Source organism: Ruegeria sp. AD9 (assembly GCF_056542305.1).
In genome coordinates, this window is the sequence record NZ_JBQFZP010000004.1 from 141,272 (window position 1) to 167,309 (window position 26,038).

The 26,038-nt window shown below is 60.5% G+C and carries 25 protein-coding genes; 14 read left to right on the plus strand and 11 right to left on the minus strand.

All coding sequences use genetic code 11. From position 1 onward, the window contains the following. Positions 1–62: 62 nt before the first annotated feature. Positions 63–872 (plus strand): SDR family oxidoreductase, encoded by an 810-nt coding sequence (locus ACR0AM_RS07925; RefSeq protein ID WP_480493935.1) that lies wholly within the window; start codon positions 63–65, stop codon positions 870–872. Between the two features lie 22 nt (positions 873–894). On the opposite strand, the gene ACR0AM_RS07930 is transcribed toward ACR0AM_RS07925, so the two are convergent. The 7 genes from ACR0AM_RS07930 to ACR0AM_RS07960 form a co-directional block, all read right to left on the minus strand. Continuing rightward, complete coding sequence (locus tag ACR0AM_RS07930; RefSeq protein WP_480474230.1) at positions 895–2,205, minus strand: M16 family metallopeptidase; 1,311 nt, start codon at positions 2,203–2,205, stop codon at positions 895–897. Next, positions 2,202–3,542, minus strand: a complete 1,341-nt coding sequence (locus tag ACR0AM_RS07935) for a M16 family metallopeptidase (RefSeq protein WP_480622582.1) — start codon at positions 3,540–3,542, stop codon at positions 2,202–2,204. Before ACR0AM_RS07935 ends, ACR0AM_RS07930 begins: the two co-directional genes overlap by 4 nt. An 81-nt stretch (positions 3,543–3,623) precedes the next feature. Next, positions 3,624–4,139: a DUF3035 domain-containing protein gene (locus tag ACR0AM_RS07940; protein ID WP_480474232.1), complete on the minus strand. Its 516-nt coding sequence runs from the start codon at positions 4,137–4,139 to the stop codon at positions 3,624–3,626. A 50-nt stretch (positions 4,140–4,189) separates the two neighbouring features. Beyond that, positions 4,190–4,666, minus strand: coding sequence for a signal peptidase II (gene lspA, locus ACR0AM_RS07945; RefSeq protein ID WP_480474233.1), 477 nt, complete (start codon positions 4,664–4,666; stop codon positions 4,190–4,192). Continuing rightward, complete coding sequence (gene purH / locus ACR0AM_RS07950; RefSeq protein WP_480622583.1) at positions 4,666–6,255, minus strand: bifunctional phosphoribosylaminoimidazolecarboxamide formyltransferase/IMP cyclohydrolase; 1,590 nt, start codon at positions 6,253–6,255, stop codon at positions 4,666–4,668. Before purH ends, lspA begins: the two co-directional genes overlap by 1 nt. 22 nt (positions 6,256–6,277) lie before the next feature. Further along, positions 6,278–8,017: a heparinase II/III family protein gene (locus ACR0AM_RS07955; protein ID WP_480622584.1), complete on the minus strand. Its 1,740-nt coding sequence runs from the start codon at positions 8,015–8,017 to the stop codon at positions 6,278–6,280. A gap of 89 nt (positions 8,018–8,106) precedes the next feature. Next, complete coding sequence (locus ACR0AM_RS07960; RefSeq protein WP_480622585.1) at positions 8,107–9,366, minus strand: RsmB/NOP family class I SAM-dependent RNA methyltransferase; 1,260 nt, start codon at positions 9,364–9,366, stop codon at positions 8,107–8,109. 88 nt (positions 9,367–9,454) lie between these two features. Between ACR0AM_RS07960 and ACR0AM_RS07965 the strand changes: the two genes are divergently transcribed. Further along, positions 9,455–9,637, plus strand: coding sequence for a DUF1674 domain-containing protein (locus ACR0AM_RS07965; protein ID WP_480622586.1), 183 nt, complete (start codon positions 9,455–9,457; stop codon positions 9,635–9,637). Between the two features lie 4 nt (positions 9,638–9,641). On the opposite strand, the gene ACR0AM_RS07970 is transcribed toward ACR0AM_RS07965, so the two are convergent. Beyond that, positions 9,642–10,496 carry a LysR family transcriptional regulator gene (locus ACR0AM_RS07970; RefSeq protein ID WP_480622587.1) on the minus strand — a complete coding sequence of 285 codons (855 nt, stop codon included), beginning with the start codon at positions 10,494–10,496 and terminating at the stop codon, positions 9,642–9,644. Positions 10,497–10,595: 99 nt separating this feature from the next. Here ACR0AM_RS07970 and tmpA point away from each other — a divergent pair, with 99 nt between their 5' ends. Genes tmpA through ACR0AM_RS07985 form a run of 3 tightly spaced genes read left to right on the plus strand, consistent with a single transcriptional unit; the run spans position 10,596 to position 12,984 of the window. Then, a complete protein-coding gene (gene tmpA, locus ACR0AM_RS07975; RefSeq protein ID WP_480622588.1) occupies positions 10,596–11,732 on the plus strand; it encodes a 2-trimethylaminoethylphosphonate dioxygenase in 1,137 nt (378 codons plus the stop codon). Continuing rightward, positions 11,729–12,319 carry a (R)-1-hydroxy-2-trimethylaminoethylphosphonate oxygenase gene (tmpB, locus tag ACR0AM_RS07980; protein WP_480482839.1) on the plus strand — a complete coding sequence of 197 codons (591 nt, stop codon included), beginning with the start codon at positions 11,729–11,731 and terminating at the stop codon, positions 12,317–12,319. The genes tmpA and tmpB overlap by 4 nt, the downstream gene beginning before the upstream one ends. Continuing rightward, entirely contained in the window at positions 12,316–12,984 is a 669-nt protein-coding gene (locus ACR0AM_RS07985) for an ureidoglycolate lyase (protein ID WP_480622589.1), read from the plus strand. Before tmpB ends, ACR0AM_RS07985 begins: the two co-directional genes overlap by 4 nt. Positions 12,985–13,070: 86 nt before the next feature. Here the strand turns inward: ACR0AM_RS07985 and dapB are convergent, their stop codons facing one another. After that, the gene (dapB, locus tag ACR0AM_RS07990; protein WP_480517976.1) at positions 13,071–13,880 is read right to left on the minus strand and encodes a 4-hydroxy-tetrahydrodipicolinate reductase; all 810 of its coding nucleotides are present in this window, start codon (positions 13,878–13,880) and stop codon (positions 13,071–13,073) included. A 101-nt stretch (positions 13,881–13,981) separates the two neighbouring features. Here dapB and rbfA point away from each other — a divergent pair, with 101 nt between their 5' ends. The 7 genes from rbfA (at position 13,982) to ACR0AM_RS08025 (ending at position 19,517) form a co-directional block, all read left to right on the plus strand. After that, positions 13,982–14,377, plus strand: coding sequence for a 30S ribosome-binding factor RbfA (gene rbfA / locus ACR0AM_RS07995; RefSeq protein ID WP_480622590.1), 396 nt, complete (start codon positions 13,982–13,984; stop codon positions 14,375–14,377). Continuing rightward, positions 14,374–15,117, plus strand: coding sequence for a phosphodiester glycosidase family protein (locus ACR0AM_RS08000; protein WP_480622591.1), 744 nt, complete (start codon positions 14,374–14,376; stop codon positions 15,115–15,117). Before rbfA ends, ACR0AM_RS08000 begins: the two co-directional genes overlap by 4 nt. 54 nt (positions 15,118–15,171) lie before the next feature. Next, on the plus strand, positions 15,172–16,077 hold the full coding sequence (gene truB / locus ACR0AM_RS08005) for a tRNA pseudouridine(55) synthase TruB (protein WP_480494047.1): 906 nt from the start codon (positions 15,172–15,174) through the stop codon (positions 16,075–16,077). A gap of 21 nt (positions 16,078–16,098) precedes the next feature. Next, positions 16,099–16,602: a DUF1643 domain-containing protein gene (locus ACR0AM_RS08010; RefSeq protein WP_209598417.1), complete on the plus strand. Its 504-nt coding sequence runs from the start codon at positions 16,099–16,101 to the stop codon at positions 16,600–16,602. 95 nt (positions 16,603–16,697) lie between these two features. Continuing rightward, complete coding sequence (locus ACR0AM_RS08015; protein WP_480622592.1) at positions 16,698–17,732, plus strand: calcium-binding protein; 1,035 nt, start codon at positions 16,698–16,700, stop codon at positions 17,730–17,732. 143 nt (positions 17,733–17,875) lie between these two features. Continuing rightward, positions 17,876–18,145 (plus strand): 30S ribosomal protein S15, encoded by a 270-nt coding sequence (gene rpsO / locus ACR0AM_RS08020; RefSeq protein WP_480474255.1) that lies wholly within the window; start codon positions 17,876–17,878, stop codon positions 18,143–18,145. 196 nt (positions 18,146–18,341) lie between these two features. Next, positions 18,342–19,517, plus strand: coding sequence for a S41 family peptidase (locus ACR0AM_RS08025; RefSeq protein ID WP_480474256.1), 1,176 nt, complete (start codon positions 18,342–18,344; stop codon positions 19,515–19,517). A gap of 69 nt (positions 19,518–19,586) precedes the next feature. Here the strand turns inward: ACR0AM_RS08025 and ACR0AM_RS08030 are convergent, their stop codons facing one another. Together ACR0AM_RS08030 and ACR0AM_RS08035 are read right to left on the minus strand one after the other, a co-directional pair. Then, positions 19,587–20,486, minus strand: coding sequence for a hypothetical protein (locus ACR0AM_RS08030; protein ID WP_480493945.1), 900 nt, complete (start codon positions 20,484–20,486; stop codon positions 19,587–19,589). A gap of 178 nt (positions 20,487–20,664) precedes the next feature. Further along, complete coding sequence (locus ACR0AM_RS08035) at positions 20,665–22,377, minus strand: adenylate/guanylate cyclase domain-containing protein (RefSeq protein WP_480622593.1); 1,713 nt, start codon at positions 22,375–22,377, stop codon at positions 20,665–20,667. 329 nt (positions 22,378–22,706) lie between these two features. On the opposite strand from ACR0AM_RS08035, the gene pnp reads away from it, so the two are divergent. Both pnp and ACR0AM_RS08045 read left to right on the plus strand, forming a co-directional pair. Beyond that, complete coding sequence (gene pnp / locus ACR0AM_RS08040; protein ID WP_480493947.1) at positions 22,707–24,857, plus strand: polyribonucleotide nucleotidyltransferase; 2,151 nt, start codon at positions 22,707–22,709, stop codon at positions 24,855–24,857. Positions 24,858–25,033: 176 nt separating this feature from the next. Then, the gene (locus tag ACR0AM_RS08045; RefSeq protein ID WP_480622594.1) at positions 25,034–26,038 is read left to right on the plus strand and encodes a Hint domain-containing protein; all 1,005 of its coding nucleotides are present in this window, start codon (positions 25,034–25,036) and stop codon (positions 26,036–26,038) included.

Consider the following 26,038-nt stretch of genomic DNA (forward strand, 5'->3'; position numbering starts at 1 on the left):
GCGCAACGAACTCAGTCAAGAGAATGGCGCTCACCCAGTAGATCAAAGATAAAGGGCGTTACATGGATTTTTCGGGAAAAACCGTCATCGTGATTGGCGGAACCAGCGGTATCAATCGCGGCATTGCCGAGGCTTTTGCGGCCTCGGGCGCCAAACTGGCCGTGGCCAGCCGGTCGCAGGAAAAGGTCGATGACACCATCGCCGCGCTGAAGGCCGCGGGCGCACAGGATGCGATTGGGGCTGCGTTTGATGTGCGCGATGCCGACGCTGTGGCGGCGGGACTGAAGCAGTTCCATGACGCCTTCGGGGATTTCGATGTGCTGATCTCGGGCGCGGCGGGCAATTTCCCGGCGCTGGCATCCGAAATGTCAGTCAACGCGTTCAAGACCGTGATCGATATCGACTTGATGGGCACGATCCACGTGATGAAGGGGGCCTATCCGTTCCTCAAACGCCCCGGTGCCAGCATCATCAATATCTCGGCCCCGCAATCCTATCTGCCGTATGAGGGCCAGTCCCATGTCTGCGCCGCCAAGGCGGGAGTCGACCAGATCACCCGCACCTTGTCGATGGAATGGGGTGTCGAGGGGATCAGGGTGAATTCGGTTGTGCCGGGGTTCATCGAAGGCACCGAGGGTGCGAAACGCCTTGCGCCCACCCAAAACGCCCACGAAGAACTTCGCCGGGACGTGCCGTTGGGTCGCTGGGGTCAGCCGCAGGACGTGGCCAATGCCTGCCTGTTCCTCAGCTCGGATCTGGCCAGTTATATCAGCGGCACGGTTCTGGCCGTGGACGGGGCACTCTATCAGCGCGGATCGGGCAAGTTCGGGCAGATGATGGGCGATATGCTGCGGAGTATGAAAAAGAGGTGAGCCGCAACTCACCCCTTGCAGTTCAGTTGGTTGTTTCCAGACCAACCGGCTTTCCAACAACAGTGAAATGCAGGCCGTCCGGGTCCAACAGTTCGGATGCAACGCGGTTCACGTCTTCCAGTGTGACCGCGTTCACCTTGTCATTGCGGGTGGCGATATAGTCGATGGGCAACCCTTCCATCTGCATCCCCACCATGATCCCGGCAATCTGCCCGTTGCCGTCAAATCGCAACGGATAAGCGCCGGTCAGATAGGTTTTGGCATCGTCCAGTTCCTTCTGCGTCACCCCTTCGGTGGCGGCGCGCGCCCATTCGTTTCGAATAACCTCTATCGCCTCGGCAATGCGGTCATTGGCCGATGACACCGACCCCAGGTAAACCGAGGCCAGATCCTTGGGCACAAGATAGGTTCCAACCCCATAGGTCAGGCCACGCTTTTCGCGCACCTCCTGCATCAGACGGCTTTCGAACCCGCCACCGCCAAGGATGTGGTTCAGGATATAGGCGGCAAAGAAATCCGGATCGTCCCGATCTATTCCGGCATGGCCAAACAGCGCCACGGATTGCGGGGTGTCAAACTCGACAACACTGATCCCGCCGGGGATGGTCACGTTGGCCTTGCCCGGGATGGGCTTGCCCGTTTCCGGCAGGTCGGCGAGCAACATGTCAAGCAATGCGCCCAGTTCTTCGGCCGTTATATCGCCGACGGCCCCCACATAAAGGCGATCCTTGGCAAAAACGCTTTCATACGCCGTTACCACATCATCCCGTGTCAGCGCCGAGACACTTTCGATCGTGCCCTTGCCTTCGGAACCGTAAGGGTGATCGCCATAGGCCATCCGGGCAAAGTTGCGGCCTGCAATCTCGTTCGGGTCGGTCTGATCTGATCGCAGCCCGGACAGGATTTGCGCGCGCACACGGTCAACCGCGTCCTGATCAAAGCGCGGTTCGTGAATCGTCTCACGCAGCAGGTCGGAAACTTCATCCCGGTTTTCGGTCAGAAAACGTGCGGAAATCGAAACCGTGTCGTCACCGGCGTTATAGCGGAACGATGCGGCCAGCGCCTCAAGCTCGCGCGCATAGGTCCGCGCGTCCATTTCGCCGGACCCTTCCTCGATCAACCCACTCATCAGATAGACCGCGCCACGCTTGTCCGGGTCGTCCAGCGACGTACCGCCACGGAAGCGCAGCTCAAGCGCGGTAAACGGGATCGAGTGATCCTCGACCAGCCATGCGGTGATCCCGCCGGGCGAGGTTACTTCCTCGATCTCGATCTCGGCCAAAGCGGGCAGTGCAACCAGACAGGTAATCAGCGTTGCGAGAAACCGTTTCATTGCGTCACCTCATCATCGCGCATCAGCCAGCCGGTGACCGACGCCTCGGGTTGCAGAACGTCGCGGGCGGCGGCGATGATTTCGTCTCCGGTCACGGTCTGAAGGATATCAGGCCATGCCTGCACGTCCTGTATTGTCAGGCCGCTGGTCAGGGCGCGCCCATAGCGGTTGCCGATCCCGTCCACATTGTCCCGTGCATAGGTCTGCGCGGCCCGCAACTGCATCTTGATACGGTTCAGATCGTCCTCATCGACACCTTCGGCAATGAAATCGGCCACGGCCTGATCCATGGCATCCTCGGCCTCTTGCAGGGAAACCCCTTCGGCGGGAACGACCAGCAGGTCGAATGTTGTGTCATCCAGCGAGACGTCACGATAGAACGCCCCGGTATAAACAGCCATTTTCTGATCGAATTGCAGCTTTTCGTTCAGGTAAGAGGTCGTGCTGCCCCCCAGAAGTTCCGCCAACAGAAATAGGGCTGCCGCCTTTTCCTGATCGCCCGGATCGCGTTCCGGCGCCAGATAACTGCGCTGGACATAGGGTTGCGCCACGCGAGGGTCCTTGAATGTCAGACGACGTTCGGCGGTTTGCGGGGGTTCCTGCGACCGGACCCGTTCCGGCAAATCCGCATTGGCGGGAATCACACCGTAATACTGATCGGCCAGAGTGCGGACCTCGGCGGGATCAACGTCTCCGGTGACAACCAGAATGGCGTTATTGGGCGCGTAGTGGGTCTGGTAGAAAGACAGCGCGTCTTCCAGTTCCAGTTCTTCCATCTCGTGCTTCCAGCCAATGATCGGCACGCCATAACGGTGATTGAGGTATTGTGCTGCGCTCATCTGTTCGCCAAACAGGGCGCGCGGGTTGTTCTCGGTGCGCTGGTTGCGTTCTTCAAGGATCACATCGCGCTCGGTCACGATATCTTCTTCGCTCAGGCGAATGTTCCGCATCCGGTCCGATTCCATGCGCATCATCAGCTCAAGCCGGTCGGCGGCGACGCGCTGGAAATAGGCAGTGTAATCATACGAGGTGAACGCGTTGTCGTTGCCGCCATTGGCCGCGACGGTGGCCGAGAATTCGCCCGGTGCCAAAGTATCTGTGCCCTTGAACAGCAGGTGTTCAAGAAAATGTGCGACACCCGACGACCCGATCGGCTCATCCGCCGATCCGGCGCGGTACCAGACCATGTGCTGCACAACAGGCGCGCGGTGGTCTTCGACCACGACGACATCCATGCCGTTGTCCAAAGTGAATGTGGTGACCGCTTCTTTCCCACCCTCGGCAAAAGCCGGAGTGGTGGCGATCAGGGCAGCCGACAAGGCAAGGGCCCGAACCATGGGGCATCCTCCGTTTCGTTTCTGTCATTCAAACTACGGTGGTGCGGCCCGGGTTCAAGCCCGATGACGGAAAGTTAAGAATTATTCATTCGGCGGCGAGGTTGGAGTCTCGACCCCGGCCCGGCGGGCGGCTTCGGTTTCCGAATACGGATCGATCGACTGGCGTTCGTAGACCTGATTATAGCGGTCGACAGGGAACAGGCGCAGACCGGTCCAGCGGCCCCGGCGTTTGCGGAATGCGGCGTCCTCGGCTTCGACCACCTGCCGCGTATCGGGTGACACGCCATAACGGCTGGACGCCGTCACAAGCGCCGCATCCGACGACGGCACACCAGCGTTGGGGTTCAGGGCGGCGGCATTACCACCCAGCGCGACCACCAAATCGGCTTTGGGGGTCGGGTCTGTCAGGTTTCCGCCACCCGGCGTGGGTGCCGGCAGAAACGCGTAATCCTGAGGCTGGGTCAGCGGCTTGACTGGCAATACCGAAAATTCATCCGGGCCCTGTCCCGGAGGCGCCAGATCCCGCAGTCCGGGATTCGAACATGCCGCGACCGCAGCGGCAACTGTCAGAACAAATATGGCGCGCGGCATCCGCATTGGTGTCTCCAGCCTGTTTCAGGCGCTTTTATCGCAAATCACTCCGCGCGTCACGAGGGCTTTTTGCCGTCAAACAAAACCAGCCCCAGCGCTCCGGCGAATATGAACACATCCGCCAAGTTGAACACAAACGGGTTGTTGATGCCACAGCAGGACATGTTCAGGAAATCCAGTACAAACCCATAGAGGAGCCGGTCGATCACATTCGCAAGCGCTCCGCCGATCAGAAGGCCGCCACAGAGCAACATGAATTTCGAACGCGTCGAACGACCAAGCCAGACAAGAACACCGATACAGATCACCACGGACACACTGATCAGAAACCAGCGTGCGGCCTCAGAGTCGCCCTGAAACAGGCCGAAATTAATGCCTCGATTCTCGCCGTATTTGAACACCAGCAGCGGCGGCAGAACATCGATACCGTCGGGCCGTTCAGCCACGCGCAGGACGTGAACGACCAGATATTTGCTGATCTGGTCGATCGCAAAGGCGGCCAAGGCTGCCCAGAGAAGCAGGCGTGACCGCATCAGTGACGGAAATGACGCATACCGGTGAAGACCATCGCCAGTCCGGCCTCATCGGCTGCGGCGATCACTTCATCGTCGCGCATGGACCCGCCCGGCTGAATGACGCAGGTCGCGCCCGCTTCGGCGGCTTCCATCAACCCGTCGGGGAAGGGGAAAAACGCATCCGATGCCACGGCCGAACCGATGGTCAGCGGCTGCGGCAAGCCCAGCGTTTCAGCCATGCGTTCGGCTTTCTTGGCCGCGATCAGGGCCGAATCCACTCGGCTCATCTGCCCCGCGCCAACACCCACGGTCGCGCCATCCTTGACGTAGACGATGGCGTTGGATTTGACGTGTTTGGCCACTTTCCACGCGAACAACAGGTCTCGCATCTGCGCGTCAGTCGGGGCTTTCTTGGTCACGACCTTGAGGTCGTCCATGCCGATTAAGCCGTTATCCTTATCCTGCACCAACAGCCCGCCAGCCACCTGACGGACGGTTTTGCCACCTTCGGTTACATCCGGCAGCGCCTCGGTCGTCAGCAGGCGCAGGTTTTTCTTGGCGGCAAAGATCGCCTTGGCCTCGTCCGAGGCACCGGGGGCAATCACAACCTCGGTGAAGATGCCCGTGATCTCTTGCGCTGTTTCTGCATCCAACGGCTGGTTCAGCGCAACAATGCCACCAAAAGCCGAGGTGCGGTCGCAGTCAAATGCCGCCTTGTACGCCTCGAGAAGGGTTGCACCTGTGGCTACACCGCAAGGGTTGGCGTGTTTGATGATGGCGCAAGCCGCGCCTGTCGCTGGATCAAACTCGGCCACCAGTTCAAAGGCCGCGTCCGTGTCGTTGATGTTGTTATAGCTCAGTTCCTTGCCCTGATGCTGTACGGCGGTGGCGACACCGGGGCGGTTGGTGCCGTCCGTGTAGAACGCTGCCTGCTGGTGGCTGTTTTCGCCATACCGCAAGGTCTGCTTCAACTCACCGGCAAACGCGCGGCGCTTGGGGGCGTCCAGTTGCAGCGCATCGGCCATCCAGTTCGACACGGCGGCGTCATAGGCCGCTGTTCGGGCATAGGCCTTTTGCGCCAGCCACTGGCGGAAGCCATAGGATGTCTTGCCATAGTTTTCTTCCAGCTGATCCAGCAGAGAGGAATAATCCTCGACATCCACCACCACGTTCACGAAGGAATGGTTTTTTGAGGCCGCGCGGATCATCGCCGGGCCGCCGATGTCGATATTCTCGATACATTCGTCATAGCCCGCGCCCTTGGCGACTGTTGCCTCGAACGGGTAGAGGTTTACGACCAGCAGGTCGATGGCGCCGATGCCATGTTCCTCCATCGCCGCAACATGGGTGTCATTGTCGCGCAGCGCCAGCAACCCGCCATGCACCATCGGGTGCAGCGTCTTGACCCGGCCATCCATCATCTCGGGGAACCCGGTGATTTCACTGACATCGCGCACCTCAAGCCCTGCATCGCGCAGCGCCTTGGCGGTGCCGCCGGTCGACAGCAATTCGATCCCGCGCTCGGACAGCGCCTTGCCCAGCTCGATCAGCCCGGTCTTGTCGGAAACGGAAAGCAACGCGCGGCGCACGGGGTGAAGGTCGGTCATGGGTCCAAAGGTCCTTTTGGCGTCAGTCAAACTTGGGCTCGTCCCGGTGCGTATCGCGCACGGCATAGGCTGTATCCTGCGCCTTGCTCAGCGTCCACCGGATGCGCGTCGCATACTCCATTGCGCGGCCAGATAGAACGATCTGTTTTGTCGCGCGTGGCTTTAAACGGCCCTTTTCAAGGTAAACACTTGGTTCGACAGATAATTTTCCCACGCCATCATGGCGGAAAACCCAGATCTCGCCGCTTTTGAGCGCCATCGACACTGCCGCCCCGCCCAGATCCAGCGCCGCGTCTACGTCAGGATGCAGATGAAAACGGATGTCATAGCCAATGCCCTTGAGGCCCGAGGCGTCCAACGCCCTGTCGAACTGACGCTTGGCCTTGTCGGTTGCGGTCAGCAGAATATCCTCGACCGTCAGCTCACGCCCGTCAAAGCGCAATTCGAATGTGCGCGCGTGGGTCAGCCCGAAGACTTTGACATATCCGTCATGCCCGGCCATGAAACGGATGCCTTCGAACGCATCTTCAAAATCGACTGGAACGTCCTGTGGCGCGTCGACCAGCGCCTGACTTTCGCGGCCCGGCAACGGGTTGGCCAACCGCGCGCTCGAGAACCCGTCCAGACACAGGGTTGAGTGAGACGGGGTCGCACGCCCGGCGCGGCGCCAATCCAGCCCGAAGCTGGCCCCCGATCCACAATTCACGATCAAAGGGCGGCGCCCCGAGGTCAGCTCGAACGCCAGCGTTGAGGCGTGCGCGTTGAATGAGGCCGCTCCGGACGGCGGCGCGCTGGCATCCACGATCACCGTGGTGCGTGCTGCGGCCAGGCGGGCATAGCCCATTGGCAGTTCGGTCGCCGCCTTGTGCTTGACGCCACTTTGCGCAAGCGCCTGTTCCAGCCGCCCTTCGACCCCGCGCCCGCCACCGTGAAACCGCGCCAGCGCGCCATCCGCATGGCGCAGACTGCGCAAGGTCGGTGCGATCCGCTTGATCGCCTTGGCCTGCGCGACAGGTGTGCCGCGTCCAAGATCGCTCAGCGCCGCCGACGTCCAGCTGAGCAGCATGAACACCTCAAGCAGCTCTTCCGGGTTGCGTGTTGGAATACCGCCCTTCGCATCCACCTGCCGGTCACACTCACCAGCCAAAGCCCGCAGGGCCGGATCGGCCATCTGCTCCAACCCCTCCAGCGCCAATCCGGCTTGCACAAGACCGGCCAGCGCCTCGAAACGCGGCAACCCGGGCGTCGCGGCCTGCCAGCGTTTGGACAGGAACCATGTTTGCTGCGCCAAAGACCGAAAGAATAGTTTGCTTTGCTTTTCATCTGCCCCGCGCAGCAGAAAAAGCGCATGGTTGATCCAGCGCATCACCCGCCGCCCGGTCAGGTCAGGCACCCAGCCCGGGCCCTGCCCGCGGCCATGCGTCTCGATCCAGCCCCAAACCCAGCGCTGCGCTTTTTCCCGTGCGCGCATATCACCGACAGCGGCCAGATCATCCAGCCATGCAAAACCATGGCGTTCCTCGTCAAAGCCGGCGCTGGGGGCAATGACATCCCACAACGCGGTATCGTCTGCCTCGACCAGATAGCCGGCGAACAAGAGATTCCCCGCAACCAGCTGCCGCCCGCGCGCAAACGAACCAACGGTGCGCGGCTGGGGCTGCGCAACAAACCCCGTAGCTGCCTTTTGCCGTTGGCTGAGACGCGCGTAGAAACGGTTCTGCAACCGCATCCACCGACTGGCCATGGTGTCCGAATTTGACATGCGCGTGTTACTCTGCCCCTTGCGCTCTGCTGGCGCTTGAGACCCAACGATAGACCGCGCCGATCGTCAAGTCATCGAAAAGCGTGCACTCAGGCGGATTTGTTCAGGCAGGCGATATAGAACCCGTCCATACCCCCGCGATCGGGCCAGTAGTCGGGCCGCAGACGCAAGCCGCCTTCCTCAGTGATCCAGTTGTCTTCGATGCCGGGTAAGTTCAGAGCGGCGCGATCAACACGCATGTCCGGATACATGCTCAGCGCGTCTTCGATCTGAACCTCGCCCTCATCCGGCAAGAGCGAACAGGTGCAATAGACCAGCCGCCCTCCGGGTCTCAGCAGCGTCCACGCATGGGCCAGCATCTGCGCCTGCAACTCGATCAGTCCGCCAAATTCCGAGCCATCCTTGGCAAAAGGCAAGTCAGGATGCCTGCGGATCGTACCCGTGGCCGAGCAGGGTGCGTCCAGCAAAATTGCGTCGTACTGACCCTGATGGTCCAGCGCGTCACCCACGATGACCTCTGCCTGCAACCCGGTCCGGGCGAGGTTTTCGCGCACGCGTTCGGTGCGCGCCGCGGATACATCCAGCGCCGTCACATCGGCCCCCGCCGCAGCCAGTTGCATCGTTTTGCCGCCCGGAGCCGCGCAAAGGTCCAACACCTTCTCGCCCGCCATCGGTGCCAGAACACGTACCGGCAGCGCGGCTGCCGCGTCCTGCACCCACCAATCCCCAGCCTTGTACCCCGGCAAGGCCGAGACCTGACCCGCATCCTGAATACGCACAGACCCGGTGGGCAGCTTTTCGCCCGGGGGGCCTTCTGCCCCCGGCTTCAGTGTAAGGTCCAGTGGTGCGCCCGCGAAATGCGCCTGTTCCATACCGGCAACCGCTTCGGCACCCCAGGCCGCGATCAGAGGTTCTCGCAACCACTCCGGCAGGCGCGGGACACGCATTTTCGGCCATGCCTCGGGACCCTCGGACGCGACCTTGCGCAAAACAGCATTCACCAGCCCTTTCAGACGCCCGTGCTTGCGCGAGCGGCTGATGATTTCAACCATGGAGTTCACCACCCCATGCGCGGCTTCCCCGTTGCACAGTTCGACCGCACCCAACCTCAGCGCGTTGTGTACGGTCAGGGCGGGTGTTCGGTTCAGGTGGTTGTCCAGCAGACGGTCGGCGCGCTCCAGCCCGCGCAGGGTTTCCGACGCCAGCCGCTGGGCACGCGCGCGATCCTCTGGCCCCAACCGATCCAAAGCGCCCGCAGCGAGGCATTCAGACAACAGGCGGCCTTCGCCCAGAACCTGATCCAATAGATAGATTGCGCTGCGCCGTGCTGCTGTCGCGCTGTTTGTCATGGTGCTGCCTTCATGTGACCTGTGCCCGCATTGCCATTGGCGGACGCGGGCGTATATCAAGGCTATGCACGGAAAGGAACCCGATGTCATGAGTGACGACCGCAAAGACCTGCCCCCCGCCGCCCAACGCGCGCTGACTGAAGCGGAAGAACGCCGCCAAAAAGCCCAGGCCGAAGCCAGGGAAATGCCCAAGGAACTGGGCGGGCGCGATGGGCTGGACCCCGCCCGTTACGGTGATTGGGAAAAGAAAGGCATCGCCATCGATTTCTAGGCCCTCAGCCGCGCAGCGCCTTCAGAAAATCATCGATCAGGGCGCGCTGTTTTCTGGACTGCGCCCGATCTTCGGGCCATGTCAGCCAATATCCGTCCTTGGTCTGCAGCTCTGGCAGCTCTAACCTGCGCAACCGGCCATCCTTTAGATCACCGGACGCCAGCGGAACCGAGCCCAGCACAATCCCCATTCCGCGCCTTGCCGCCGAAACGGCGTGTTCCATCGAATCGAAACTGACATGTGATGGCGCGACGTCCCCGTGCCCGTATTTCCGGTTCCACTCGCGCCAGCCCGGACGCTCGCCGCGCAGATCGATCAGGGGGGCACCCCATTCAACGCCCGGCGCGGCCATCGGCACCAGCACCTCATGCGCGATCAATGCCGCGTCGCGCCCGGCCCACACGCCGCGACCATAGCGGATTTGCAGCCAGGTGCGTTCCTCATCCAGCGACGACCGGCGCGCAACCGAGTCGGTCATCACCCGAACCTCGGGGCGCAGATTTCGGAACACAGGCAGGGCTGGTACAACAAGGGCGTGAATGTTTGATGACAACCCGGCGACCCTGAGTTCGCGTGGCGATTTTCCAAACAGATCCTCAGTGTTGCGTTCCAACGCCAGCAGGCTGTCCTGCACGAGCGGCAGATAGCTTTCACCTTCGACCGTCAGCGACACGCCGCGCGCCTCGCGCACAAACAGGGACCGGCCCAGCCACGCCTCAAGATTGCCGATCCTTTGGCTGACAGCGGCCTGCGTCAACCCGAACTCTTTCGCCGCGGCCGAGAACCCGCCAAGCCGCCCGGCGGCTTCGAACACGCGCAACCAATCCAGCGGCGGTAATCCGGTCTTATTCTTAGCCATTAGTTTTTCCAAGCCTCAGCCGAAATAAGGATTAATTGTCGTAATGCCACGAACGGCGTATCTGCTCAACCAAAGCCCGCGCCGAACAGGAGACCCCCAATGCTGCGCACCGCCACCCACGACACCTCGATTGTTACAGTCGCGTTTGATACCGGGACCAAGGCCCGTTTCCACGCCATCTGGCTGCGCGACAACGCGCTGGACGCTGATACCCGCGCACCGGGCAACGGTCAGCGCCTGATTACTATCGGCGATATTCCTGCCGACATTTCGGTCAGTTCAGTCGAGGTGGTCGCGGGTGACCTGCAAGTCACGTTCCAGCCTGAGGGCAAAACCGTTACCTTCCCGGCGGACTGGTTGGCCGAAAACGGCTATGACCGCGATCATGACATTGCGCTGGGTCGCATCGCCCCCGGCATCACGACCTGGGAAAGTGGCATCGCCGCGCCCAGCGGCGATTGGAACGAGGTCCATGCCAGCCCGGCGGCCAAGCGCAATTGGCTGGCCGCTGTGGCCGAGTTCGGCTTTGCCAAGCTGACCGGCGGCCCGACCGAGCCTGAATCGCTGCTGAAGGTCGCTGACCTGTTCGGCTATGTCCGCGAAACCAATTATGGCCCCTATTTCGAGGTGCGGACCGAGGTGAACCCGACAAACCTTGCCTATACCGGGCTTGGCCTTCAGGCGCATACCGACAACCCCTATCGCGACCCGGTGCCGACCTTGCAAATCCTCTATTGTCTGGAAAACTCGGCTGAAGGTGGGGAGTCCATCGTTGTTGACGGCTTCCGCGCCATCGAAAAACTGCGTTACGCAAACCCCGAAGGCTTTGCCCTGCTGGCCGGATATCCGGCGCGGTTCGAATACAAGGGCTCGGACGGGGTCTGCCTGCGGTCGCGCCGCCCGATGATCGAGTTGTCACCGGATGGCGAGCTGATCGGCATCCGCTTCAACAACCGCTCTTCCGCCCCCTTTGTGGATGTGCCGTTTGACAAGATGGAGGCTTATTACGCCGCCTATCGCCAATTGGGGGATATCATCGACGACCCGGCCATGGGCGTGTCGTTCAAACTGGAACCGGGGGAAAGCTTTATCGTCGACAACACCCGCGTCCTGCACGCGCGGCTTGGCTATTCCGGGGCCGGATCGCGCTGGTTGCAGGGATGTTACGCCGACAAGGACGGGTTGCTGTCCACACTGGCGGCGATGGAGATGGCGCATCCGGAGGCGGCGGAATGAAACCCGATTTCTCGACACTGAACCGGGACAATATCGTTGCCTTCATCGGTGACATCTTTGCGCGCCGCGGCGGTGAAGAATATCTGGGCGAGCCTGTCACCATGGCCCAGCACATGCTGCAAGGCGCCACCATTGCCGAGCAGAACGGGATGCCCGAGGAAATTATCGTGGGCGCCTTGCTGCACGACATCGGCCATTTCACATCCGAGTTCGGCACCTACCACCCGGATGACACCGAAGACCGTCATCATGAGGACGCGGGCGCCGAGGTGTTGGAGCAGTTCTTCCCCTCGGTCATCACCGATTGCTGCCGCTACCACGTGGCGGCCAAGCGGTATCTTTGTGCCACCAAGCCCGAGTATTTCAATCGCCTGTCCGCGGCGTCGGTTCACACGTTGGAACTGCAAGGTGGTCCGATGAGCGCCGAAGAAGTTGCCGTGTTCGAAGCCAACCCGAACCTGAAAGAGATTATTCAGGTCCGCTATCTGGATGAGGCCGGCAAACGCGCCGACATGGAAACACCTGACTTTGCACATTTTGCGCCGATGGTGCAGCGTATGGTCGACAAGCACATGGAGGCCGCATGAACGCCCCGGAATACATCTTTGAAGCCAGCACCAAACCCTCGCTGCCCTGGCACGAGGTTCCCCTGATCCGCGCAACGGACGCCTCGGTCAAAGGTTATGGGTGTCTGGTCGATGATCCCGAAGGGTTCGAGATCGAGATCACTCGCTGGCCACAACAGGGGTGGCGGCCGATCGATGAAGGCACCGGCGATGAAGGCGGCTGGGTCGAAGGTACCTTTCGCGGTGAGTGGAAGGGCGACGTGCTTTACGGCGAGAACGAAGCGGTCAATGGTCACTATGTCCTCGGCTGGTCCACCGATCCGCAGCAGGCACAGACAAGCCGCCAAACAGCGCCCCGCGATCAGGTGCTGCTGTGGCACATGAACTACCACCCGGATGGCGGGCAGATGTTCTGGCCGCTCGACAAAAAGCCCTTCATCATTCCTGCCGCGTTGCCCGGCGACAACCTGACACCAGAAAAGGTGGTGGCGTTTTGGTGCGACGGTTCGCGCGGGCTGTATATCCATCCCGGTATCTGGCACGAGGGGATATTCCCGGTTGAAGACAACCAGCGGTTCCTCGATCGGCAGGGTGCGGTGCACGCCCGCGTCAGCGCTGATATCGGTCAGGAATTTGGCGTCTACCTCGCCTGCCCGCTGCGCGCCGACAAAATCAGGGATTTGTAAGAAAAGCACCGCTTGTTGCTGCGGTGCTTTTTTGGAGCACCGCATTCATTCGATTAGTTGATTTGACCGCGTATGTTTAGCAGCGCCTACAACCCCAACACATCCACCATGTCATACTGACCCGGCGCCTTGCCCTGCCCCCACAGGGCCGCCTTCAGCGCGCCGCGGGCAAAGATGGCGCGGTCCGTGGCCAGATGGCGCAGGACGATGCGTTCTCCGGGGGCGGCGAACAGGACATCATGCTCTCCGACAATGTCGCCGCCGCGAATAGCGTGAAAGCCGATATCTCCGCGCTTGCGCGCGCCGGTGATGCCGTCCCGGCCCCGGTCGGACACATCCGACAACTCGACGCCGCGCCCTTCGGCTGCGGCCTCACCCAGCATCAGCGCCGTGCCCGAAGGTGCATCGACCTTGTGATGGTGGTGACCTTCGATGATCTCGATATCGAAATCCTCATCCAATGCGGCCGCGACCTTTTTGGTCAATTGCACCAGAAGGTTGACGCCAAGGCTCATGTTTCCGGCCCGAACGATCACCGCATGGCGCGACGCGGGTTCCAAAGCTGCGATCTGTTCGTCGGACATGCCGGTGGTGCCGATCACATGCACACAGCGCGCCTGCGCGGCCAGCGCGGCAAATTCCAGAGTCGCTTCGGGCGCGGTAAAGTCGATTACGGCCTGCGCCTGTGCAAACGCCTCCAACGGGTCGTCGGTCACGGTCACGCCCAGCGCGGGGCCGCCCATCGCTTTGCCCACGTCCTGACCGATCCAGTCATGGCCTTTCCGCTCGACCACACCCACCAGGCGCGCCTGATCGCTGTCGGTGACGGTCTTGATCAGCATCTGCCCCATACGGCCCGAAGCCCCTGTAATGACGATCCCCGGAATATGGGTCATAGCGCTGGTCCTTTTTGTTCAGGTCGGCAATGTCGGCTCAAAGCCTCCTACCCCGTTCGCGCCCGCTTGGCAAAGCCCTGCTTTCGGCTTAGATCGAAGACATGGCAAAGAATAAATTCCACGATGGCCCCGGCCCGTCCCAACGGCAACTGCGTGTCGGCGAACTGATCCGTCGCACCCTGTCCGAAGTTCTGGCGCGCGGAGATGTCCACGACCCCGACCTGAACCGCTTGTCGATCACCGTAGGCGAGGTGCGCACTTCGCCCGATCTGAAGATCGCGACCGCCTATGTGCTGCCCTTGGGCGGCAAAGGGCAGGACGACGTGATCGATCTGTTGGCCCGCAACAAGGGTGAGCTGCGGCGTATGGTCGGCAAGAAAGTCGGCCTGAAATTCGCGCCCGATTTGCGCTTTCGGCTGGATGACACGTTTGACCGTTTGGACGACACCCGCCGTATGTTCGAACAGGACGCGGTGCGCCGCGATCTGGACGAGTGATCCGCACGTTTGTCACATTGGCGACGCTTCTCTGGGCCGTGCAGGCAGGCGCGGTCACTTGTGAAAAGCTGACCCATGAGGACAAACGTTATACGGTTTGCAACGTCGATGCCGCCAATGAAGATCTGCGGCTGTTTCTGAACGGCAAAGACGGTCAGGTATTGGGGCATTTTTCGTCGGTCAACGAAGTGCTGGCCCCGGAAGGCAAACGGCTGGCTTTTGCAATGAACGCGGGCATGTATCACGACGACCGTTCACCCGTTGGCCACTATGTCGAGGACGGGCAGGAACAGATGCGTGTGATCGCCAACCCCGGTCCCGGCAATTTCGGGTTGCTGCCCAATGGCGTGTTCTGCATCCGCAAGGGTCGGGCGGATGTGTTTGAAACGCTTGATTACGTGGATCAGGCCCCCACCTGCCGCTTTGCTACCCAATCCGGTCCAATGCTGGTGATCGACGGAGAACTGCACCCGCGTTTCCTGCCCGATTCGACCTCGCTTTATGTTCGCAATGGGGTCGGCACCAGTTCCGACGGTACGCGAGCGGTGTTTGCGATCTCGGAAGATTATGTCACCTTCCACGAGTTCGGGCGTCTGTTCCGCGATGTGCTTGGCACACCAAACGCGCTGTTTTTCGACGGCAATATCTCGCGGATGTATGAGCGGGCCAGCAACCGCTCGGATCTCGGATTCTCGCTGGGGCCGATTGTCGGCGTAGTCGAAGAAATGCCCGCAAATTGACAGCGGCAGAGTGATCCGTTAACTCGCGCGCCTTAGCAAGATTCAAGGTGCATGATGGGACGTAAACGCAAGGGTCGCGACATTTCCGGCTGGCTGGTGGTGGACAAGCCCGCGGGCATGACCTCGACCGCCGTGGTCAACAAGGTGCGTTGGGCGATGGATGCCAAAAAGGCGGGCCATGCGGGCACGCTGGATCCCGAGGCGACCGGTGTTCTGGCAATTGCCTTGGGTGAGGCAACCAAGACCGTTCCCTATATCACCGATGCGTTGAAAGCCTACACCTTCACTGTGCGCCTGGGGCAGGCCACCAACACGGACGATGCCGAGGGCGAAGTGATCGCGCAAAGCGATACGCGCCCCTCGGATGACGATATCAAGCAGGCGCTGACCCGGTTTCTGGGTGACATCATGCAGGTGCCGCCCAAATTCTCGGCGGTGAAGATCGACGGCCAGCGCGCCTATAAACTGGCCCGCGATGGTGAGGACGTGGAGCTGACCGCCCGCCCCCTCTGGGTCGAGGAACTGATCCTTGTCGACCGCCCCGACGAAGACCATGTGGTGCTGGAGATGACCTGCGGCAAAGGCGGCTATGTGCGTTCGATTGCCCGCGATCTGGGCGAGGCGCTGGGGTGCCACGCCCACGTCAAGGAACTGCGCCGCATCTGGTCCGGCCCCTTCGAGGCCGAGGACGGGTTAAGCATCGAGCAGATTGACGAAATGGCGAAAACAACCGCGCTGGACGAATATCTGCACCCGCTGGAAACCGGCCTGTCCGACCTGCCCGAGTTGAAATGCACTGCCGAGGGGGCAACCCGTCTGCGCAATGGCAATCCGGGCATGGTGCTGGCCTCAGACATTGAATACGGCGACGAGGCCTGGGCATCATTCGACGGCAAGGCCGTGGCCGTTGGCATCTATAAATCCGGTGAATTGCACCCCAGCCGGGTGTTCGTCGACTGAGAGCCGTGATAGGCGAAGGGCATGATCACCCGTTCCCATACCAAGGGCGACGCGCCCTCGACCGCCATATATTCCGATTGCGAGAAATACCGCTATAGCCTGACCCGCATCTGGGACCCTGAAGGGCGCAAGGCATTATTTGTGATGCTGAACCCGTCAACTGCGACCGAGGTGCAGAACGACCCGACGGTGGAACGCTGTGAACGGCGCGCACGCGCGCTTGGGTTCGGCGCGTTTCAGGTCACGAACATCTTTGCCTGGCGCGACACCGACCCGCGCAAAATGCGGGCTGCCGCCGATCCGGTCGGGCCCGAGAATGACGCGGCCATTCTGGACGGCGTGCAATGGGCCGATCAGGTCATCGCGGCCTGGGGCACGCACGGCGCGCATCTGGAGCGCGGCCCTGCGGTGGAAACCCTGTTGCGCGGCACCGGCCAATCGCTGTTCCATCTGGGCCTGACCAAGGACGGTCACCCCAAACATCCGCTTTATATCGCCTATACGCAGCAGCCTGAACTCTGGTGACAAAGGGTTAACCATTTCAAAGGTTTACCTTTGACCTGGTGACGGGCGACATGGGATATTCCACCCTCGGAGCATCATGCTTTCGGAGGGGTTCAATGTTTCTGGCCGGATTGCTTGGACTGGCCGCCATCGGCGGCGCTGCTTACGCGATGAGCGATTTTCTGATCGAAGAGGACGACACGCCGGATGAAAACCCGGAAGGTGAGCCATCGGCCGAGGTTGATACCGGTGAGTTTCTGGTCATCGGCGAGGGTGTCGACGACCCGGAAAACGCTGACACCGAACCTTCGCCGGACAATGGCGAGGCACCCTCCACCGGGACTGTGATCTCGGAATTTGAAGGCGATCTCGTGATTGCCGGTGGCGATGGTTCGGACATGATTACCGGGCAGGACGGTGTCGATCAGATCAACGGCTATGGCGGGGACGACACGATAAACGGTGCCAAGGGCAACGACGTTCTGCACGGGGGCGACGGCGCGGATGAGATATCGGGCGGGCAGGGGAATGACGTCCTGCACGGTGAGGCGGATGACGACCTTTTGTTTGGTGATGACGGAGATGACGCCCTTTACGGTCACTTTGGTGACGACACTCTGGATGGCGGTGCGGGTGAGGACGAACTGTTTGGCGGTCAGGGCGACGACAGGCTGGACGGCGGCGCCGGGGATGATGCGTTGCAGGGTGGGTTCGGGGATGATGTTCTGAACGGTGGCGAAGGTGAGGATACTGTCTTTGGCGGGGACGGAGACGACTTTGTTTTCGGGATCGAAGAAGGTGCCGCCGAAAGGGATTCCCTGAACGGCGGTGCGGGTGACGATACCATTCTGGCAGGCGGCAAAGACGTGGTGACGGGCGGAGCCGGGGCCGATGATATCGTGCTGAACCCCGGCGACGATCAGGTGACCGTGATGGGTTTTCAACCCGGCGAAGACAAGCTGCTGGTGACGTGGGAGGATGAGGCCGACCCGGCAATCGAGGTTGAGGTCGACGCTGAAAACGCCAACCTGACAAGGGTTTTCATAGATGGCCAGGAAGTTGCGCAGGTATATGGTGCCGAAGGGATGACAGCGGCCGACATTCAGCTGATCACCGAAGCCCAGTTGGCGCAATACGGGCAGATGGCCTGAGCCCACAGAAACCCTTTGCCATTTGGGTCAAATGCGCTTATACGCGCCCATCCGCATCGGAATCGGTGCGGTCTTCTCCATGGGCCTGTGCTGGACGACATCCCGGCCTGCGCCATCAACCCTAACCTTAAAAGGAGACCCCGATGTCGATCACTGCCGCTGAAAAAACACGCGTCATGCAAGAATTCGCAACCAAAGAAGGCGACACCGGTTCGCCTGAAGTTCAGGTTGCTATCCTGACCTCGCGCATCAACACCCTGACCGAGCACTTCAAGACCCACAAGAAAGACAACCACGGTCGTCGTGGTCTGCTGAAAATGGTTGCTCAGCGCCGTAAGCTGCTGGACTACCTGAAGGGCAAGGAAGAGGCGCGCTACCAGGACCTGATCAAAAAGCTGGGCATCCGCCGCTAAACGTATTTGTTACGTTTTGTACCGGTTCTGAACCCCGGTTTGTAAGATTTGTACGCCCGCCCAATAGGCGGGCGTTTTCTTATGTGGACGAATGTCAAGTATTCCAACCGACCAAAGCTGCAGTGGTAAACTCAATCTCGGTTGGCAAGGTGAGCCCAATCTGGACATTGACGAGTGGCCATGCGCATCGTGAGGCATGTCGCTCACGGAAGACCTAAACCAAATTTTAGAAACTGTCTTGCCGACCGATCCCAGCTTTCAGCAGATCGAATATGCGGTGATAGACAATTGCATTAGTGAAACCCGGCGATACGCCTTGGAAGGCTCCACCGAAGCCTTCTTGATGTCCGCGATGCGTCTACTGGCACTTCCCGACAATGGGCACACACGGCTGATCCCGAACGATGCGATCAAAGTGCTTCCGCTGAGGTTCGTGAGCGTAGGGCGTTCTGTGCAACTCGTCGGCGCGTTTCCAGAGATAACTGCACCACGAGGAGAACTGATTGCGGTTAACGGCGCAGCTTTGAGCCAGATTGAAGCAAAGGCGGAGCAGTTTCTTGCGGGAACGTGCCAAAGGAAGCGAGTCATCGGACCGATTCTTTTGGCTTGGCCGTACGCCTTGGCACGTTTGGGTTTTTCGTCAAACGGTGGAACGACCGAGTACCGTGTGCAGGACGAAAATGGGCAGATAACCAATCTGAAAGTGGCAAATGGAAACACTGTTCCTGGATCGATGCTCTACCCGAGAAATGAGCACGGCAAGGATGATCCAACCTGGGTGCCTGAGACTTTTGCGGAAATAAAGGACTGGCAAGATCTTGGGCTATCAATAGCGTTGCCGAGCTTTTTTGCTCCGAACGAAACAACGCTGCACAAAGCCGTCTCAGCCGCGGTGGAACGCGTGCGCGCCCGTCCGAACGGAACGCTTTTGATTGACGTTCGCGGAAACACCGGCGGCGATTTTCTTCTGACTATGCCTTTGATAGACGCGATCTCGCAAATCGCAAGCAAGCAGGTTGTTGTGCTTGTTGATAAATTCACGTTTTCCGCGGCGATAGTGTTTGTGGCCATCCTCAAACATCGTTTGGGAAACAGGCTCAAACTCATCGGGGAAGAAATGGGTGACGGGTTGATGTTCTTTGCCGAGGGCGGGTTGCTCGATTTGCCGACCAGCGGGGCGGTTGTTCGATACTCATCAGCCTTTCACGATTGGAAGAATGGAAGGACTGACAAAACCACTCCGCCCGAAATCGCGCGGAAGATCGTTCCCGTAGGGGCACTTAATTTGGATTTGGAATGGGTCGCAAGTCGTGCAGATGAGGATGCGGACGGCGCCTTCTATCAACGAGTTCTCAGAAGCATGAGCACTTAGGCAAACAGCCGCGACGGCACCGCGGTGCCCATCCGCGACGCCGCTCGGTATGGCTTTTGATGTCTCTGGTCAGATTGCCTGCCACTTTTTGTAGGTATCGACCGCCAAGGCGGTGTCGATCACGAACATCGCAACCGCGGTTACCATCGCCAGCATCGACAGCCAGAACGACCCGCTTGCCGAGGCGACGGCCAGTGTCATGCCGCCGACGCAGGTGGCAATCGCAGCGGCTTTTTCAAGGCCGCTCATGTCGGTCAGAACGATGCCCGCAAGTTTGGTGAACCCGACGGACGCCTTGGCGACGCCCAGCATTGCCTTCATCATGGCCAGATCGCTGCCCGCCGTTCCGGCCTTGGCGATTGCACCGGCGTGGCGGCTGATCGGGCCGCTGCATTTGACAGCAATCCCGGCCCCGGCCCGCGTGACTGTCTTGGTTCCGAGCGCCTGATAAACCCCCAGCGCGGCCATGGCCATCGTGATGATATCTGCAAACGCCTTGGCGGCGGCCCCGATAAAGGTGTTCAGCGCAGCTTTCTTGCGCTTTTTCCTGCTGGTGCCCAGCGGAGCCCCCAAAAGCGGCGTGTCCCCCTGCATCAGGATCAGGCTGTCCGCAGTTTCATGCACCGAGAACGGCGCGGCATCGACGGGAACCGTGGCGGCTTCGGCCTCGGGTATCGGGTCGGGAGACAGGAACCGCGCCTTGATCTGCGCCTGCTGGTCGGCCGGTAGCGCGCGGATATCGGCCCCTTCGTCTGAGGCATAAAGCTCTTCCCATGCGCTTTCCATGATCGCGGCCACGTCCGCCGCGCTTGGTTCGGCGGCGGGGGCTGTCATCAGCGGCATCTTGGGGCCTGCATCAAGGTCGATGTCCTCCACCGCGTCCTCGGGGAGCTTGTCGAGCATCTCGATGAATGACTCGTCGAACACATCAGGGTTGAATGAAATGCCAGAGGCGGAATGGAGCTTCATGGGTAAACCTACTTTCTTTAACTTTGACACAATAAGCCTGCACAATAGACGAGTTTTGAATTCTCTCTGTGGTGAACATCACACTTGAACAGACAGTCGCCCCCCCCCCGGACGCCGCCAGCCGGGGCGCGCGCGGCGTTTCGTGGCAGCAGCAGGACGCGTGTCTGTAGATCAGCCGTTATTCGGGAAGACCGGCCTTTTTCCACCCTTCGCGCCAGCTTTCGGAACAGGCCGGAACGGTAAAGATCGGCAGCCTGGTCTGATCCGAGGAAGCGGTGATATCCGGGCGCAGCGCTTTCAGGTCGCTTATCGCCGCCTGCGCCGCTGCGGCATCGGACATCTGACCCAAGGCGGCAATAAGCATCAGGTGGCTCATGACAAATCCTGACCGAACGGCCAGAGCGTCACGCGCTGCGGCGGCGGCCTCGTCATACCGGCGCAGCTGAAACAGCGCACTTGCCCGGGCGATATGTGCCGCATGACGCATCGGGTCTTTCGGGCTGAGTTCAATGGCATGTGTTGCGTGGTCCAATGCCTCATCCGGTCGGTTCAACATGCACAGGTTGATGGAGGCGAGCATGTGGACGCTTGCAGCATTGGGGTTTTCGGCCAGCGCCTGTTTGAACGCCGCACGCGCACGCGGCAGGTCGCGGGCCAGCATCGAGATTGAATGCGCCGCATAAGCCATGGCAATGCCGTCGGAGCGGTCGCTCATGAGAACGCGTTCAGCCGCGCTGATGGCGGCCTTGGGCCCTTCGCCGATGGGATCAAGCCCCTGCACAAGCCGCTGAATATGCAGCCAGGCCAGCAGCCCTGCGGCAGCGGCGTAATCCGGGTCGCGGTCCAGCGCCAGCGTTGTCAGCCGGATGGCTTCGCGATTGGCGTCATCTGTCAGCAGATGAAAATGCGACAGCGCCTGAAGGTAGAGTTCATAGGCTTCGAGGTTTTCGGTCGGCTTGGCGCGGGACCGGTTCGTTTCGGCGTGGCGCAGCGATGGCTCGATCGCTGTGACGACCTCTTGCGTGACCTTGTCCTGAAGGTCGAAGATATCGTCCAGCACCCCGTCAAAGCGATCGGCCCACAGGTGGCTGCCATTTTCCGCATCAATCAACTGCCCGGTGATCCGGACACGCTGTCCGGCGCGTCGGACGGACCCTTCCAGCACATACCGAACCCCGAGCGTCAGGCCGACCTGTCGGATATCCGTCGTTTTTCCCTTGAAAATGAAGGACGAGTTGCGGGCCACGACCATCAGCCAGCGAAAGCGCGACAGTTCCGTGATGATGTCTTCGGTTATGCCGTCGGCAAAGAACTCTTGCTCGGGGTCGCCGGACATGTTGTCGAAGGGCAGAACGGCGATCCCCGGACGAGTGTCGGCGGGTGTAGCAAGATGGGCGGTTGAACCCTTTGGCCAGCACCAGACACCAACGCGGCGCGTGATGTTCTTCAGCTCGGCCTGCCCGCCGCCGTCGAACAGGGCCGCATCGCCCCGGTCAAGGCTGTGATGCGCCGTGTCCGAGATCAGGATCTGGTCGGGTTTGGCCAATGCTTCGAGCCGGGCAGCGACATTGATGCCATCACCGAAAATGTCTTCGCCTTCCGTGATGACCTCACCCGTGTGAATACCGATGCGCAGCCGCAGCCCTTCGGGCTTGTCGCAGGATTGCAGGGCAATCGCAAAATCCGACGCGTCGGACGTTGACCGGAATTCGGCGATCCAGCCATCCCCCATGCTTTTGATCAATGTGCCGTTGTGGGTTTCCAGCAGGGCAGTGAGCGTGTCGTCACGGAACGATTTCAGTGCTGCAAGTGTACCCTGCCGGTCCTGATCCATAAGCGCCGAGTACCCGACAACGTCAGCCGCCAGCACTGTCGTAAGCCGTCTTTTCATTCGCACCCCCAATGAAAGTGAGGTTAGCGCAGTGATCCGGTTCTGTCAGGCCATTTCCCGGACGGGGCAATGGCACGCTTCGCACCATCATGCGGCCCCTGTGCCTTGTATCGCGCTGCGAGGGGTCAGGGCCTGCCTCAGCATGATCCGGCCAGCTTTTTCGGTTTCGCTTTCCTTCCAACGCATTCTCATGTATGCGCGCGGTATCTGAGACGTTGTGCCCTGACCCCGGCACTCGAACGGAAGATAAATGGGGTCGGCGGCAATGGGGCCGCCATGCAAAACCGGAGACCCGCAGGGGCGGGAGTGCTCCGTTCTAGGATACGCATATGTTTGATGTAACGAAGAAATCGATGCAGTGGGGCGAGGAGACGCTGACACTGGAAACCGGCAAGGTTGCCCGTCAGGCCGACGGCACCGTGATTGCCACGCTGGGCGAAACCAGCGTCATGGCCAACGTGACCTTTGCCAAGAGCCAAAAACCCGGTCAGGACTTTTTCCCGCTGACCGTACATTACCAAGAGAAATATTATGCCGCCGGTAAGGTTCCGGGTGGCTTCTTCAAGCGCGAGGCGCGCCCGACCGAGAAAGAGACGCTGACCGCGCGTCTCATCGACCGTCCGATCCGCCCGCTGTTCGTTGACGGTTTCAAAAACGAAGTTCTGGTGATGTGCACCGTGCTGAGCCACGATCTGGTCAATGATCCCGACATCGTTGCAATGATCGCCGCGTCGGCTGCGCTGACCATTTCCGGCGCGCCGTTCATGGGCCCGATCGCCGGTGCCCGCGTTGGTTTCGTGGATGGCGAATACGTCCTGAACCCGACCGTGGATGACATGCAGGACCTGCGCCTGAACCCTGAACAGCGTCTGGATCTGGTTGTCGCCGGTACCAAAGACGCCGTGATGATGGTTGAATCGGAAGCCTATGAGCTGTCCGAGGCCGAAATGCTGGGTGCGGTGAACTTTGCGCATGAGCAGATCCAGCCGGTCATCGACCTGATCATTTCGCTGGCCGAAGACGCCGCGAAAGAGCCGTTCGAATTCGTCGCACCCGATTACTCGGAGCTTTACGCCGCCGTGTCGGCTGCCGGTGAAGAGCAGATGCGCGCCGCGTTCGCGATCACCGACAAGCAGGAGCGCACCGCCGCTGTTGCCGCTGCCCGTGAAACGATCAAGGAAGCGCTGACCGAGGAACAGCTGGAAGACGCCAACCTTGGTTCGGCGATGAAAAAGCTGGAAGCCGGCATTCTGCGCGGTGACGTCGTCAAGGGCGGCAAGCGCATCGACGGTCGTTCGACCACCGATGTTCGCGCCATCGAAGCCGAAACCTCGTTGCTGCCGCGCACACACGGCTCTGCCCTGTTCACCCGCGGTGAAACTCAGGCGCTGGCCGTGACCACGCTGGGCACCGGCGACGATGAGCAGTTCATCGACGCGCTGCACGGCAACTTCAAATCGAACTTCCTGCTGCATTACAACTTCCCCCCCTATTCGGTTGGTGAAGTGGGCCGCGTGGGTTCGCCCGGCCGCCGCGAGATCGGTCACGGCAAGCTGGCATGGCGCGCACTTCAGGCGGTTCTGCCTGCGCCAACCGACTTCCCCTATACCATCCGCGTGGTGTCCGAGATCACCGAATCCAACGGCTCCAGCTCGATGGCGTCTGTCTGCGGCGGTTCGCTGTCGATGATGGATGCAGGTGTTCCGCTGAAAGCCCCGGTTGCCGGTGTGGCCATGGGCCTGATCCTGGAAGATGACGGGTCTTACGCGGTTCTGACCGACATTCTGGGTGACGAAGACCACCTGGGCGACATGGACTTCAAGGTTGCGGGTACTGCAAACGGCATCACCTCGCTTCAGATGGACATCAAGGTCGCGGGCATCACGCCTCAGATCATGGAAACCGCCCTGGCACAGGCCAAGGACGGCCGGATGCACATCCTGGGCGAGATGGGCAAAGCCCTGTCCGAGACCAACGAGTTCTCGGTCCACGCGCCGCGCATCGAGACCATGAACATCCCGACCGACAAGATCCGTGAAGTGATCGGTTCGGGCGGCAAGGTCATCCGCGAGATCGTCGAGGTTTCGGGTGCCAAGGTCGACATCAACGACGATGGCGTCATCAAGATCGCATCGCCCGATGGGGAATCGATCAAGAAGGCCTATGACATGATCTGGTCGATCGTGGCCGAGCCGGAAGAAGGTCAGGTCTATACCGGCAAGGTGGTCAAGATCGTCGATTTCGGTGCCTTCGTGAACTTCTTTGGCAAGCGCGACGGTCTGGTCCACGTGTCCCAGATCGAAAACCGCCGCCTGAACCATCCGTCGGATGTTCTGAAGGAAGGTCAGGAAGTGAAGGTCAAGCTGCTGGGCTTTGACGATCGCGGCAAGGTCCGCCTGTCGATGAAAGTGGTCGATCAGGAAACCGGCGAAGAGATCGTTCCCGAGAAGAAAGAAAAGAAAGAGGAAAGCGCAGAGTAATCTGCCAACCCTTAGATTGAATGCGAAAGGCCCCGGTTTCGACCGGGGCTTTTTTTGTACGTGCGGTCAAGAACACCGGGTGTCCCGTGGCTTGGTAAATCAAATGTTAACACTTCATGCGTGTATTTACTCAACCATAAGGATGATCATGTTGCATTCAGGGATGCTTTTCGACCGTGGCCTCGATTACCGTTTTCGAAATCAGCGCAGACCCCTACAGCAATAAAAGCGTCGATATAACCGCCGCTTATTCCGTTGATATCACCGACAATGACGCCCTGTTGCAGGATCCTGACCCTGACAGCGCGCAGCTTGACCTGTCGGCCCTGCCCGGTTTTTCCGGGACAAGCCAGAATTTCAGCACCTTCGAAAGCTATTCGGGAACGGTGAACGGGGCGCCTGTCACCTTCATTCTGGTTCAGTTCTCGAACCCGCGCTACATCATCGTCACCTCGGGTCAGGCACAGTTGAACGATACCATCTCGGGGACCAGCTTTGGCGGGACGGCAGCGCCAACCACGTATCAGACCTTGCCGTCTTTCGTGTGTTTCACCGCCGGGTCTCTGATCCGGACGCCCGTCGGGCTGCGCCGGGTCGAGACGCTGAACCCCGGCGACCCGGTTGTCACCGCCAAGGGCCATACCCGCCCGGTGCGTTGGATCGGCAGGCGTCGCTTGTCAGCGCAGGAGTTGCAACAGGACCCTCATCTCTGCCCGGTACGGATCAAGGCGGGGTGTTTCGGGACAAACAGCCCAAGCCGTGATCTGGTCGTCTCGCCACAACACCGGATCGCCGTCACTTCGGCGATGATGGAGCTGATGCATTGCGAGACCGCGATGCTGGCCCCGGCCAAGGGGCTGATCAACGGGCGGACAATTGTTCAGGAGCTGCCCGCGCAAGGGGTCGAATACGTCCATATCCTCTTTGACCGGCATGAACTGGTGAACGTCGAAGGCATCTGGTCCGAATCCTTCTATCCCGGTGACACGACATTGGGCGCGATGGCACCCGCCACAAGGCGCGAGCTGTTCACCCTGTTCCCGGATCTGGCCTGCGGTGCCGGTGGCTATGGATCAACCGCGTTGCCGGTGCTGAAACCCTTTGAGGTTCGGGTGCTGAAGGCGGATCTGACGCTGCCCTGCTGGTCATCGGTCCCGAACACATCTGCGCACGCCGCCTGA